The sequence below is a fragment of the Promicromonospora iranensis genome (assembly GCF_028994775.1).
In the GTDB taxonomy this organism is placed as follows: Bacteria; Actinomycetota; Actinomycetes; order Actinomycetales; family Cellulomonadaceae; genus Promicromonospora; species Promicromonospora iranensis_A.
The window spans coordinates 403,666-416,914 of sequence record NZ_JAJQMN010000002.1 but is presented as its reverse complement, the minus strand read 5'-3'; the positions used below and the strand labels follow the sequence as shown (position 1 = coordinate 416,914).

The following is a 13,249-nucleotide window of genomic DNA, read 5'->3' as shown; positions in this document are numbered from 1 at the left end:
ATGTTGTGCACAAGACTCGTGCACAAATTTTCTGCACGTGCCACAGCCCGTCACGCGGTCGTGGGTGCGATCGGGGCACCCGCAGCGGGCGCGTCGTCGCAACGACCACACTCCCGCCGAGGGTGGGGTCAGAGGAGCATGAAGACCGCGGTGCCCACGCCCGCCACTACCACGAGCACCCGGAAGACGGCCGGCGGCATCTTGCGGCCCAGGCGCGCCCCGACGTACCCGCCCACCACGGAACCGGCTGCCAGCAGCCCGATCGCGAGCCAGTCGAGGTCGGCGACCGCCACGAAGATGACGGTGGCCACGACGTTGGCGGCCAGCACGGCGAGGGTCTTGAGCGCGTTCACTATCCGCACGGGGAAGTCGGTCCCGAGCCCGAGCACGGCGGCCATCATCACGCCGGAGCCGGCGCCGAAGTAGCCGCCGTAGGTGCCCGTGAGCACGGCGAACACCACCGTGGCCGGGGACATGTCGTGCCGCAGCCGGGTGGGCTCGTTGCGGGTGCGGCGCAGCCACGCGCTGATCCACGGTTGCGCACCGACGAGCAGGCAGGAGAGCAGGATCAGCCAGGGCACGACAGCCTCGAACACCCCGGGCGGCAGCGCGAGGAGCAGGATCGCCCCGCCGACCGACCCGGCCGCGCAGGTCATGAGCACGACGGCCGTCGCACGGGGGTGCTCACGCAGCTCCTGGCGGTAGCCGAACGAGCCGCTCAGGCCGGCGGGCACCAGTCCGACGGTGTTCGACGCGTTGGCGACGACGGGCGGCAGCCCGACGGCGAGCAGCACGGGGAAGCTGAGCAGGGACGCGACGCCGACGGTCGAGGTCAGCACCCCGGCCCCGAGTCCGGCCCCGAGGACGGCGAGCTGCTCCCAGCCGGTCACTGCTCCTGGCCCCGGAGGAGGGCCACGTCGCTCACCATCTCGACGTGCGCGTGCATGGCGGCAGCGGCGGCCTCCGGGTCGCGGGCCCGGATGGCGTCCGCGATGGCCCGGTGCCCGTTGAGGGAGTTGCGGGGGCGACCCGGCTGGGAGAGCGACTCGATCCTGCTCTCCCGGATCAGGCTGGCGATCTCCCGCATGGTCTGGGCCAGGAGGTCGGAGTGGGCGGCGGCGGTCACGGCCCCGTGGAACTGCTCGTCTGCCTCCACGCCACGGTCTCCGTGGGTGATGGCCTCCTCCATCGTGTCCAGCGCCGCGTCGATCGCCGCCAGGTCCTCCTCCGTGCGGCGCTGTGCGGCCAGGGCGGCGATCTTGGTCTCCAGGGCGTCGCGGATGTCGATGATCTCGGGCATCCGGTCGGCGTGGGCGCGGATGGCCTCGACGATGCGGCTCTCGCTGTGCTTGCCGGTGAGGACGGTGCCGTCCCCGTGCCGTACGACGACGACACCGACCACCTCGAGAGCGACGAGGGCCTGGCTGAGGGTCGCCCGGCTGACCCCGAGGCGTGACGCGAGCTCGCGTTCGGGCGGCAGCCGGTCCCCGGCCTTGAGCCCGTTCTGCCGGATCCAGGCGGTGATCTGCTCCGCTACCTGCTCGTAGAGGCGCGTGCGGGTCAGCGGTGTCGGCAGTTCGGCAGAAGCCTTGGGGGTCACCAGCCGAGAATACTTGACAGAACCCCGACTGGACTATTGGCTAGGCCACTGATCCATCGTGCCACGTCGGTCAAAGGTGTCCGCCGCGATGGGAAGAGGAGTTCTCATGGGTCCTGAGTGGATCGCGATCATCGCGCTGGTCGCGTTGTTCGTCGCCGGGACAGTCCTGCCGATCAACATGGGCGCGCTCGCCTATGTGGCGGCCTGGTTTGTCGGCGTCTTCGCCCTGCACATGGATGAGAAAGAGGTTCTTGGCGGTATCAGCGCCGACCTCGTGCTGACCCTCATCGGTGTCACATATCTGTTCTCCATCGCCAAGAACAACGGCACCGTCGATCTCATCGTCTCCAAGGCGATCCAGGCAGTCGGGGGCCGGGTGGCACTGATCCCCTGGGTCATGTTCGCCGTGACGGCCCTGCTCACCGCCATGGGCGCCGCCAGCCCCGCGGCCTGCGCCATCATCGGCCCTGTCGCCCTGGGCTTCGCCCGTCGCTACAAGATCAACCCGCTCATGATGGGCATGTTCGTGGTGCACGGCGCCCAGGGCGGCGGGTTCTCCCCGATCAGCATCTACGGCACCATCACCAACTCGGTGATGTCTGACGTCGGCTATGAGGGCACCGAGATGGCGGTGTTCGTCGCGTCCCTCGCCATCAACACCGCGATGGCCGTGATCCTGTTCCTCGCACTCGGCGGACGTCAGCTGATGCAGGAGCGCGTGGACCCCGCCGAGGCTTCCGAGGCGGCCAGCCACGTCGTCGACGACCTGCACACCGGCGGTACGTCCGTGACGGCCAGCGGTCAGGGCGCCGGCGTCTCGACCACCACGCGCGGCACCGGCGTGCGCCGGGACCACGTGCTGACCCTCGTCGCGTTCGCCGCGGTGGCCACCACCGCCCTCGCGTTCGACATGAACATCGGCTTCGTCTCGATCACCGCCGCGGTGGTGCTCGCCATGCTCTCGCCGCAGCAGCACAAGGACGCCGTCAAGCAGATCGCATGGCCCACGGTGCTGCTCGTGGCCGGCGTGAGCACCTACGCGACGATCCTCACCGCGGCGGGCTCGCCCGAGTACATCGGCAACTGGGCCGCAGGCCTGGGCATCGCCGCCATCGGTGCGCTGGTGCTCTGCTACGTCGGCGGCATCGCCTCGGCGTTCGCGTCGTCGACGGCGCTGCTGCCGGTCATCATCCCGATCGCCGTGCCGCTCATCGCCGGCGGCGGCGTCAGCCCCTGGGCGATGGCGGCCGCCCTGGCCGTCTCCTCGACCATCGTCGATGTCAGCCCCTTCTCCACGAACGGAGCCCTGATGCTCGCCAACCGCCCGGACACGATCTCCGAGCAGGCCTACTACAAGCAGATCCTCAACTACGCCATCATCGTCACCCTCGTGGGGCCGCTGCTGGTGTGGGGCATCCTCGTCCTGCCGGGCTGGTGAGCACCATGACCGGACCCCTGGACGACGTCGTCGTCGTCGACCTCTCCCGGGCGCTCGCCGGGCCGCACGCCACGATGATGCTCGGCGACCTGGGCGCGCGTGTCGTCAAGGTGGAGGTGCCCGACCGAGGTGACGACACCCGAGGCTGGGGACCGCCGTTCGTCGGTGAGGAGGGTGCGCGCGAGTCGACCTACTTCCTGTCCGCGAACCGGAACAAGGAGTCGATAGCCCTCGACCTCAAGGCCGACGCCGACCGGGCGACCCTGCTCGAGCTCGTCGACCGCGCCGACGTGCTCGTGGAGAACTTCCGGACGGGCGTGCTGGAGCGGCTCGGTCTCGGCGTCGAGTCGTTGCTGGAGCGCAACCCGCGCCTGGTCGTGCTCTCGATCACCGGGTTCGGGCACGACGGTCCGGAGGGCGGCCGCGCCGGGTACGACCAGATCGCCCAGGGTGAGGCCGGCCTGATGTCGCTCACCGGGTCCGGTCCGGACGACCCGCAGCGTGTCGGGGTGCCGATCGGTGACCTGCTGGCCGGGATCTATGGCGCGTACGGCGTGCTCGCGGCGTTGCACGAGCGGCACACCACCGGCGTCGGCCAGGTCGTGCGGACGTCGCTGCTGGCAGCGGTCACCGGCGTGCACGCGTTCCAGGGCACCCGGTGGACGGTCGCCGGGGAGGTGGGGCACGCGCAGGGCAACCACCACCCTTCGATAGCGCCGTACGGTCTGTTCCGCTGCCGTGACGGCGCCGTCCAGATAGCCGTCGGGTCCGAGGTGCTGTGGCAGAAGTTCTGCCTCGCCTTCGGGCTGGACGCCGACGCGGAGGGCATGCGGAGCAACCCGGAACGGGTGGCCCGCCGCGACCAGATCATCGAGGTCGTCGAGGCGGCGTTCGCCGACGTGGACGCCGACGCGCTGCTCACCCGGCTCGCCGACGCCGGGATCCCGGCCGGCCGGGTGCGTACGCTCGACGAGGTGTACGCATGGGAGCAGACGGCGAGCCAGGGGTTGCTCGTGGACGTCCAGCACAGCAACCTCGGCACGGTGACGCTGCCCGGCCCGCCGCTGCGGTTCTTCGACACGGCCGGCGCCGAGGTCACGCGTCGGGACCACCAGGCGCCCCCGATGCTGGACGAGCACGCCACCCGCATCCGGGCCTGGCTCGACACGGCCCGGCCGGAGACGCAGGGCGCGGAGACGGACGGCACGGAGACGGACGGCACGGAGACGGACGGCACGGAGGTAGGCCCGTGACCCGCCGGTGGACCGCACGCGAGCTGCTCGACCTGGTCCTCGACGCGGACAGCTTCGAGTCCTGGGACGAACCGGTGGATACGTCGGGGCATCCCGCGGAGTACCGCGCGGTGCTGGCGGCGGCCGCGGACAAGGCCGGGACCGACGAGTCGGTGCTCACGGGCCGCGGGAAGGTCCGGGGCCGGCCCGTCGTGGTCGTCGTCAACGAGTTCCGCTTCCTCGGCGGCTCCATCGGCCGGGCCGCCGCCCGGCGGATCACCGCCGCCGTCCGGCGCGCGACGGCGGAACGCCTGCCCCTACTCGCGACGACGGCGTCCGGCGGCACCCGGATGCAGGAGGGTACGCCCGCGTTCCTCCGGATGGTCGAGATCTCCCGCGCAGTCATGGACCACCGCGACGCCGGCCTGCCGTACCTCGTGTACCTGCGGCACCCCACCACCGGAGGCGTGTATGCGTCCTGGGGCTCGCTCGCCCACCTCACTGTCGCCGAGCCAGGGGCTCTCATCGGTTTCCTCGGGCCACGCGTCGTCGAGGCGCTGACGGGCAAGCCGCTGCCCGACGGAGTCCAGTCCGCCGAGAACCTCGCCGCCAAGGGCGTGCTCGACGGCGTCGTGGCCCCCGAGAACCTCCCGGCGCTCGTCGATCGGGCGCTCGCGGTGCTGGTCGACCCGCCGGCACCGCCGTCCCTGCCGCGGCGGGCCGGCGAGCCCTCCGGCACGACGTCGGCGTGGGACTCCGTGCTGCGGACCCGCGCCGATGACCGCGTGGGCGTGCGGGACCTGCTGCGCTACGGCGCGTCGGGAACGGTGCGGCTGTCCGGCACGGAGGAGGGCGAGCGTGACGAGTCGATGCTGGTCGCGCTCACGCGGCTCGACGGCCGGCCGTGCCTCGTCGTCGGGCAGGACCGGACCAGGCAGAGCGACCGCACACCGATGGGCCCCGCAGCCCTGCGCGTGGCGCGGCGTGCGATGGGACTTGCCGAAGAGCTGCGGCTGCCCCTGGTCGCGGTGATCGACACACCGGGGGCTGAGCTGTCGCAGGATGCCGAGGAGGGTGCACTCGCCGGCGAGATCGCGCGCTGCATGGCGGCGCTGACCCGGATGACGGTGCCGACGCTGTCGGTGATCCTCGGCCAGGGCTGTGGTGGCGGTGCGCTCGCGCTGCTCCCGGCACAGGTCGTGATCGCGGCGGAGCACGCCTGGCTGTCCCCGTTGCCGCCGGAGGGTGCGAGCGTCATCGTGCACGGGGACACGACGCACGCCGCGCAGATGGCCGAGACGCAGCACGTGCGCGCCGTCGACCTGCTCGCGGAGGGTGCGGTCCAGCGAGTGGTCCCGGAACACGACGGCGACACCGCACGGGACGTGGCCGTCGCCGTGGCCGCGGAGTGCGCGGCGGTGCTGAGCCGGATGGAGCAGGGCGCCGACGCCCGTCACTCTTTCGAGGCCTAAGTTTATCCGCTCTGAACCGTTTCAGAAGCGAGGAACTTAGGCCTCGAAAGAGCGTAGGCCCGTACGTGCCTAGCGCTTCTGCTTCTCGAGGGCCTTGCGGACCTGCTGGGCCAGTGCGAAGACCAGGAGCGCGGCGAAGGCGATCGAAGCGACCCTGTCGGGCATGACCACAGACAGGCTGGCACCGCCGAACGAGAAGCCCGACGCCACCAGGCCGATGATCGCGGCGGTCCTCAGGCGGACCAGCCGGTTGCGGGCGTTGACCCAGGTCCCGGAGATGGCGGTGGGGATCATCGCGACCAGGGAGGTGCCCTTGGCCAGGGCGGGGGCGAAGTCGAACAGGGCGGACAGGCCCGGGACGGCGAGCTGACCGCCGCCGATGCCGAGCAGGCCGGACGCGACACCCATGACGAGGCCGAGCCCGATCATCCCTGCGCCGTCGAGCACGCTGGGCAGCCCTTCGGGAGTGTCGACCGATGGCGGCTCGCCGAACCCGTCGAGCAAGGACCGCACGATCCCCGCGACGAGCACCCCGACGAAGAGCCAGCGCAGCAGGGTCTCCGGGACGCGGGCCAGCAGCCGCGCCCCGACCACCGCGCCGATCACCGAACCCACGACGAGCAGCCCTGCGGCGACGAGGTCCACCGCGTCGTGCGTCAGGTACGGGATGGAACCGACGATGGCCGCGGGCAGGATCGCCGCGAGCGAGTAGGCGCTGGCGCGGCGCTGCGTGAGGCCGCCGAGCGAGGTCAGGAGGGGCACCATCACGATGCCGCCGCCCAGGCCGAACAGTCCGGAGAAGGCCCCACCGACGATCCCGACGAGGACGGCGCGAGGAGGTGTCAGGGATTCGTCAGTCTGCTCTGTCACCCCGCGATGATCTCAGGTGGGCTGCGATGGTCCGGGCGCAGTCCATCGACGCCGTGTGCGTGGTGTCGACCTCGAGGTGGTAGACGACGCCCTCGTGGACGAGGTCGGCCTGCTTGGCGGCCATGCCCGTGACGCGGTCGCCGCGGGCTGCCTCACGCTCCTCGGCGACCGCGGCGGCGCAGCGCACGCCGACCCACAGCGTGGGCACGTCGCCCAGCGCGTCGATCCAGCGGCGCTGTGACGCGGCGCCGCCGAGGAACACGTCGTCGACGACGATGTGCGCGCCCCCGCGCGCCATGGCGACGAGCCCCGTCATCCAGGCGTCCTGCAGCGCCATGAAGTCGTGCCCGACGTCGACACCCCCGTCGTTCGCGAACCCGATCCCGTCGCCGCCGGTGGTCAGGCGGGCGGGCATCGCGTCGACGAGGGTGTCGATGCTGAGGGACAGCCACGCCTCGGCGAGGACGGTCTGCAGGCTGCGCGCGATACCTGACTTGCCGGAGCTCGAACCGCCGTTGAGGACGACCACCTGGGTACTCATGCGGCAACGGTATGAGTGTGGGTGGCGCGCGCTACAGTGAATTTCAAGGTTGAGCGGAATAGACTCAACTTTGAGAGCGTTTTTCATGCGCAGACTTCAGCATCATCGTGGGAGGCCTCATGGACACCAAGTTCACGACCATGTCGCAGCAGGCGATCGGCGACGCGATCCAGTCGGCGTCCGCGGCCGGCAATCCTCAGCTCGAGCCGGTCCACCTGCTCGCGTCGCTGCTCCAGCAGGAGCGTGGTGTCGCGACCGGGCTGCTCGACGCGGTCGGGGCGAACGCGCAGGCGATCGGTCGGCAGGTGCGTGCGGCTCTCGTCGCGCTGCCCCAGGCCAGCGGGGCGAGCACCGCTCAGCCGAGCGCGAGCCGGGCCATGGCGACGGTCCTGGACCTGGCGTCCAAGGAGGCGCAGGGGCTCGGCGACGAGTACGTCTCCACGGAGCACCTGCTCATCGCCGTCGCGTCCGGTCAGTCGCCCGCCGCGCAGGTCCTGTCCGACGCGGGGGCCACCGCCGACGCCCTGCGCGCGGCGCTGCCCGCCGTCCGCGGATCCGGCCGGGTCACGAGCCCCAACCCGGAGGGTACGTACAAGGCCCTCGAGCAGTACGGCACTGACCTGACGCAGCGTGCCCGGGACGGAAAGCTGGACCCGGTCATCGGCCGCGACTCGGAGATCCGCCGCGTGGTCCAGGTGCTGAGCCGCCGCACCAAGAACAACCCCGTGCTCATCGGCGAGCCCGGCGTCGGCAAGACCGCCGTCGTCGAAGGGCTGGCTCAGCGGGTCGTCGCCGGCGACGTGCCCGAGTCGCTGAAGGGCAAACGGCTCGTCGCGCTGGACCTGGCCTCGATGGTGGCCGGGGCGAAGTACCGCGGCGAGTTCGAGGAGCGTCTCAAGGCGGTCCTGGAGGAGATCACGGCGTCGGACGGCGAGGTGGTCACCTTCATCGACGAGCTGCACACGGTGGTCGGCGCGGGCGCCGGCGGCGAGGGCGCCATGGACGCGGGAAACATGCTCAAGCCCATGCTCGCGCGCGGTGAGCTGCGGATGGTGGGCGCCACCACGCTCGACGAGTACCGCGAGCACATCGAGAAGGACCCGGCGCTGGAGCGCCGGTTCCAGCAGGTCTTCGTCGGCGAGCCGTCGGTCGAGGACACGGTGGCGATCCTGCGCGGCCTCAAGGAGCGCTACGAGGCGCACCACAAGGTGACCATCGCCGACTCGGCGCTGGTGGCGGCCGCATCACTCTCCGACCGGTACATCTCCGGGCGCCAGCTCCCCGACAAGGCGATCGACCTGGTCGACGAGGCCGCCTCCCGGCTGCGCATGGAGCTCGACTCGTCCCCGGTAGAGGTCGACGAGCTGCAGCGTGCGGTCACGCGCCTCGAGATGGAGGAGGTGGTGCTCTCCGAGTCGGAGGACGCGGCCTCCAAGGAGCGCCTCCAGCGCCTCCGGGCCGACCTGGCGGACCGCCGCGAGGCCCTCGCGGCGCTCACGGCGCGCTGGGAGTCCGAGAAGGCCGGCCACAACCGCGTCGGTGACCTGCGCGCTCGACTCGACGAGCTGCGCACCGACGCCGAGCGCAAGCTGCGCGAGGGTGACCTCGAGGGCGCCGCACGGATCCGGTACGGCGAGATCCCGGTGGTCGAGAAGGAGCTGGTGGCGGCGGAGGAGGCCGAGGCCGGCTCGGAGGACGGGTCCGGTCAGGACGGGCTGGCTCCGGAGCACACCGAGCCGCCGATGATCGCCGACAAGGTGGGTGCCGACGAGATCGCCGAGGTGGTCGCCGCATGGACCGGCATCCCGGCCGGACGGCTGCTGCAGGGCGAGTCCGAGAAGCTCCTGCACATGGAGGACGTCCTGGGGCAGCGTCTCATCGGCCAGAAGACGGCGGTGGCGGCGGTGTCCGACGCCGTGCGGCGCACCAGGGCCGGTGTCTCCGATCCTGACCGGCCCACCGGTTCCTTCCTGTTCCTCGGGCCCACGGGTGTCGGCAAGACCGAGCTCGCCAAGGCGCTGGCCGACTTCCTCTTCGACGACGAGCGCGCCATGGTGCGCATCGACATGTCCGAGTACGGCGAGAAGCACTCCGTCGCCCGGCTCGTCGGTGCGCCCCCCGGCTACGTCGGGTACGAGGAGGGTGGCCAGCTCACCGAGGCGGTCCGGCGTCGGCCCTACTCGGTGGTGCTGCTCGACGAGGTGGAGAAGGCGCACCCCGAGGTGTTCGACGTCCTGCTCCAGGTGCTCGACGACGGCCGCCTCACCGATGGCCAGGGCCGCACCGTCGACTTCCGCAACACGATCCTGGTGCTGACCTCGAACCTCGGCTCGCAGTTCCTCGTGGAACCGATGCTGTCCGACGAGGAGCGGCGCGAGTCCGTCATGACCGCCGTACGCGCCTCGTTCAAGCCGGAGTTCCTCAACCGGCTCGACGACGTGGTGGTCTTCGACGCACTGACGCTGGGCGAGCTCGGCAGCATCGTGGAGCTGCAGGTCGGTGCCTTCGCGAAGCGACTGGAGGACCGTCGGATCACGCTCGACGTGACGGAGGCGGCGCGCGAGTGGCTCGCTCTGGAGGGCTTCGACCCGGCGTACGGCGCCCGGCCGCTGCGCCGTCTGGTGCAGCGTGAGATCGGTGACCGCCTGGCGCGGCTGCTGCTCGCGGGCGAGGTCTCCGACGGCGACACGGTGGTCGTCGACCGCGCGGAAGGTGGGGGTCTGACCCTCGACCGCAGGGTGCTCACCGCCTGACCCTCGTCCCGGCGACCCGGTGTACGTCGTTCGACGTACACCGGGTTACGTCGGTCGATCGATGTGAGGTGTGCGGTTCACCTGGGATGCTGGTGACACGAGGGAACGGCCGCGAGGGAGCGGACGGGTGATCGACATCGGAGCGCGACATCGTGTGATGGTGTTGTGAAGGTGAGTGCCCGGTCGCCCAGAATCTGAAATCTCGCACGTCCCTCTGTGTGCGCGGGGTGAAACCGTGAGCGGCATGCCGCACTCGGTCCCGCGCGGTCAGGGCGCGCGGGGGGCGAGCCGACGGGGGCCATGGGAAGGGCAGACGGTCAGGGAGGGCCTGATGCTGCGGTTCCACTTCACTTCGGATGATCTTGCCCGGGTCCGGATCGCTCCGGGCCCGGACCCCATGTGGGAGGTGCTGCTCAGCGCACACGTGGTGAACCAGCGTTCGGGCATGCTGCTGTTCGGGCGCTGGCGGGAGCGTGTCGTGACCGGACTACCGCCGGCGGCACGGATGCTGTTGCGACTGACACCCCCGCGCGGGTACTCCCCGGACTTCCTCACACCGGTGACGGGCACCGACAGCTTCGAGACAGGGCTCGACGCGGTGCTGTCCACCCCGAGGGCACGGCTCCGCAACGACATCTCGGTGCTGGCACGTGGGCACAAGCCGCACCTCTGGATGCGCGATCTCGCAGACGGTTCCGCACCCGCCCTGCGTGGGCTCGGCGTCGCGATGCGCTCCTACTACGAGCAGGCGGTCGGGCCGTACTGGAGCGGTATCCGCGCCGCCGTCGATATCGACCGTGCGGCGCGCACCCGCGCCTGGGTGGAGGGTGGTACGGAGCGAGCGCTCCGGACGCTGCACCCGTCGGTGCGCTGGGAGCGCCCTGTCCTGTCGGTGTCGACGGCCGCCGACCGGGACGTCCAACTGGCCGGCAGGGGCCTGCTCATCATCCCGTCCTACTTCTGTGTCCGGGCTCCGATCACGCTGGCCGACGCCGAGCTGCCCCCTGTGCTGATCTACCCCATCGTGCACGAGCCCGCCGCGGCGGACCGGAGCTTCGAGGCCCGGGCCGACGGCGGCCGACAGCTCACCGCGCTCCTCGGCCGCACCCGGGCGGCGGTGCTGCGGGCGCTCGGCACCGGGGCCACGACCAGCGAGATCGCGCACCGGCTGGCGATCTCCCCGGCCTCTGCGTCCGAGCACGCCACCGTGCTGCGCAACGCCGGCCTGATCGCCAGCGGACGCGAGCGCAACACGGTGATCCATGCGCTGACACCGCTGGGCCGGACCCTGTTGGACGGATGCGCCGGGCAGGGGCCGGCGACGTTGGCGCCCGCCGCAACCGCCAGTGCCCCTGCTACTGCAGGAGATCCTGCGTGATCGGCTCGTCAGTGGTGGCGAGGCACAGACCGACCCGGTCGCCGTCGTCCCACGACTCCTCGCTGGGGCCCCAGACCACATAGCTCACGGAGTTCACGAGCTGGCTGGTGCGCGCGATCGGGCCGAGCTGCTTGGTGCCGCACACCTGCGCCACCCGCTTGTCGACCTCGTCACGGCCGGGCCAGACGGCGGCCTCGGCGAAGTCCGTGCGGCCCACCACCTGCGCGGTGTGCGCGGTGTCGCAGGGAACGGCGAGTACCTCGGAGATGTCGCCGTCCTCGGGGACCGTCTCCACGCAGGATCCGAGCACCAGCTGGAGCGGGTGAACCTCGCGCGGCTCCGCGATCATCGCCTCGATCGGCTCCCACTGCTGCTTGCTCACCATGTTGACGACGAGGGCGATCACCGCCACCACGGCCACCAGTGCGACCACTGCTCCGCCGATGAGCGCGAACCGGCGGCGCTTGGCGGCATCGTCGGCGGCGGTCGCCGGGCGCCAGCCGGCGTAGGTGGTCTCGGGCGCGTAGCCCTGCACGGCCGGGAACGAGTGTGCGGAACCACCGCGCGGCGACGGGAACGGCGACGGCGGCTGCTGAGGACCGGCGCCCAGGGGCTGGCGCGGCGCGCCCGGCTGGTGCTGCGGCGGTCCGGTGGGCGTCGGGAACGGGCTCGGCGGCGCGACGACCGGCGGGATGCGCGTCGAGGGCGACGCGAAGAGCTCGGGCGCCTCGGCCGGGGCCGGGGCCGTGGTGGACGGCTTCGCCTCCGCGGGCGCCTCCTGCTCGGGAGGTGCTTCCGTGGTTCCCGAGGGGGCAGGGACGGCGTCGGTCGTCTGCTCCTCGGACGTCTCGGCCTCGCTGACGACCGTGCGCGGCCCGAGCGCCTTCTTGTGTGCGGCGGAGATCGCGGCGAAGGAGAGTGCCTTGAAGTCGGAGGTCTCGTCGATGACGGGGGCGGTCGCGCCGTCCGACGACGTCCCGTGGCCGGGCTCGCTCGTACCGGCCGCCTTCGACGTGGCTGGCTCGCTGTCGGCCGTGTCGGGTGAGCCACCCGAGCCGGTCGGTTCCCCGTCCTTTGCCGGAACCTCGGGCACCGGGCTCTCGGCGGGCGGCGCCGGTTCGACCGGCGTCACGGCAGGAGACTGCGGCACCCGCTTCGGCAGCGCGGCCGGGGGCACGACGGTGATCTCCTCCGTGGGTACCGCGGCAGGCGTGGCAGGGCTCGGAGCTTCCGGCGCCGCTTCGCCGGGCTGCGCGGCGTCGGTTGCGGACTCAGCTGCGGCCTCGGTCGCGGCCTCGGGTTCGACCGCCGGCGCGTCAGGCTCTTCCTCCGCGGCAGGGTTCTCCCCGGCGGGCGCTGACGCGGTCTTCTCCGGAGCGGCGCCCTCGGCCTCCGCGTCCGCCTCGACCTGCCCGGAACCTGTTGTGGCCTCGGCAGGTTCGGTGCCCGTGGCAGCCGCGGCCTGTGTTGCGGGAGCGGCCTGTGCGGCGGGAGCGGCCGCAGGCTCGGGCTGAGCGGCGGGCTCGGCGTCCGCCGCACCGGCTCCAGCCGCTACGACGCCAGCTTCAGCGCTCCCGGCCTCAGCGTCTCGGGCCTCGACGTTTCGGGCCTCGGCGTCCCCGGCCTGCCCGGTCCCCGGCTCAGTGTCCTCGGGCTCGGGTTCGGGCTCGGGCTCCTCAGCCTCAGCGGCCCGGACCTCAGGCTCCGCATCATCGTCCCCGGCGTCCCCGGCGTGGGCCACGTCCACGTCCTCGGTCGCGCCATCGGCCGCGCCGTCCGCGTGCTCGGTCTCCTGCTCGGGAGACTCGGCGCCGTCCTCGGAACCGCGGTCGCCGGACGCGTCATCGACTGCGGGGTTCCGCTCCGCCTCGACCACGGTCGCCGAGTCGACAGGATCCGTGGCGGGGATCTTGGCGACTTCGGTGGCGGCCGGGGACTGGTCGGGCGTCGACGTCATGCAGGTTA

10 protein-coding genes are annotated in these 13,249 nt (G+C 71.8%); 5 read left to right on the top strand and 5 right to left on the bottom strand.

Features of this window, described 5'->3' with window-relative positions; translation table 11 throughout:
- Nucleotides 1-128: 128 nt before the first annotated feature.
- Together LUU90_RS04670 and LUU90_RS04665 are read right to left on the bottom strand one after the other, a co-directional pair.
- Nucleotides 129-890, bottom strand: a complete 762-nt coding sequence (locus tag LUU90_RS04670) for a sulfite exporter TauE/SafE family protein (protein WP_275002120.1) — start codon at nt 888-890, stop codon at nt 129-131.
- Nucleotides 887-1,603: a FadR/GntR family transcriptional regulator gene (locus LUU90_RS04665; protein ID WP_275002300.1), complete on the bottom strand. Its 717-nt coding sequence runs from the start codon at nt 1,601-1,603 to the stop codon at nt 887-889. Before LUU90_RS04665 ends, LUU90_RS04670 begins: the two co-directional genes overlap by 4 nt.
- A gap of 103 nt (nt 1,604-1,706) precedes the next feature.
- Between LUU90_RS04665 and LUU90_RS04660 the strand changes: the two genes are divergently transcribed.
- The 3 genes from LUU90_RS04660 to LUU90_RS04650 are packed head-to-tail and all read left to right on the top strand — an operon-like array spanning nt 1,707 to nt 5,742.
- Complete coding sequence (locus LUU90_RS04660; protein WP_275002119.1) at nt 1,707-3,038, top strand: SLC13 family permease; 1,332 nt, start codon at nt 1,707-1,709, stop codon at nt 3,036-3,038.
- Between the two features lie 5 nt (nt 3,039-3,043).
- Nucleotides 3,044-4,291, top strand: a complete 1,248-nt coding sequence (locus LUU90_RS04655; RefSeq protein ID WP_275002118.1) for a CaiB/BaiF CoA transferase family protein — start codon at nt 3,044-3,046, stop codon at nt 4,289-4,291.
- Nucleotides 4,288-5,742, top strand: coding sequence for a carboxyl transferase domain-containing protein (locus tag LUU90_RS04650; protein WP_275002117.1), 1,455 nt, complete (start codon nt 4,288-4,290; stop codon nt 5,740-5,742). The genes LUU90_RS04655 and LUU90_RS04650 overlap by 4 nt, the downstream gene beginning before the upstream one ends.
- A 69-nt stretch (nt 5,743-5,811) precedes the next feature.
- Here the strand turns inward: LUU90_RS04650 and LUU90_RS04645 are convergent, their stop codons facing one another.
- Both LUU90_RS04645 and cpt read right to left on the bottom strand, forming a co-directional pair.
- Nucleotides 5,812-6,612, bottom strand: a complete 801-nt coding sequence (locus tag LUU90_RS04645; protein WP_275002116.1) for a sulfite exporter TauE/SafE family protein — start codon at nt 6,610-6,612, stop codon at nt 5,812-5,814.
- Nucleotides 6,596-7,153 (bottom strand): chloramphenicol phosphotransferase CPT, encoded by a 558-nt coding sequence (gene cpt / locus LUU90_RS04640; protein WP_275002115.1) that lies wholly within the window; start codon nt 7,151-7,153, stop codon nt 6,596-6,598. The genes LUU90_RS04645 and cpt overlap by 17 nt, the downstream gene beginning before the upstream one ends.
- A 119-nt stretch (nt 7,154-7,272) precedes the next feature.
- On the opposite strand from cpt, the gene clpB reads away from it, so the two are divergent.
- Nucleotides 7,273-9,906, top strand: coding sequence for an ATP-dependent chaperone ClpB (gene clpB, locus LUU90_RS04635; RefSeq protein ID WP_275002114.1), 2,634 nt, complete (start codon nt 7,273-7,275; stop codon nt 9,904-9,906).
- A gap of 331 nt (nt 9,907-10,237) precedes the next feature.
- Nucleotides 10,238-11,284, top strand: coding sequence for a winged helix-turn-helix domain-containing protein (locus LUU90_RS04630; protein ID WP_275002113.1), 1,047 nt, complete (start codon nt 10,238-10,240; stop codon nt 11,282-11,284).
- On the opposite strand, the gene LUU90_RS04625 is transcribed toward LUU90_RS04630, so the two are convergent.
- Nucleotides 11,262-13,241: a septum formation family protein gene (locus LUU90_RS04625; protein WP_275002112.1), complete on the bottom strand. Its 1,980-nt coding sequence runs from the start codon at nt 13,239-13,241 to the stop codon at nt 11,262-11,264. The two genes, LUU90_RS04630 and LUU90_RS04625, sit on opposite strands and share 23 nt — an antisense overlap.
- Between the last annotated feature and the right edge of the window lie 8 nt (nt 13,242-13,249).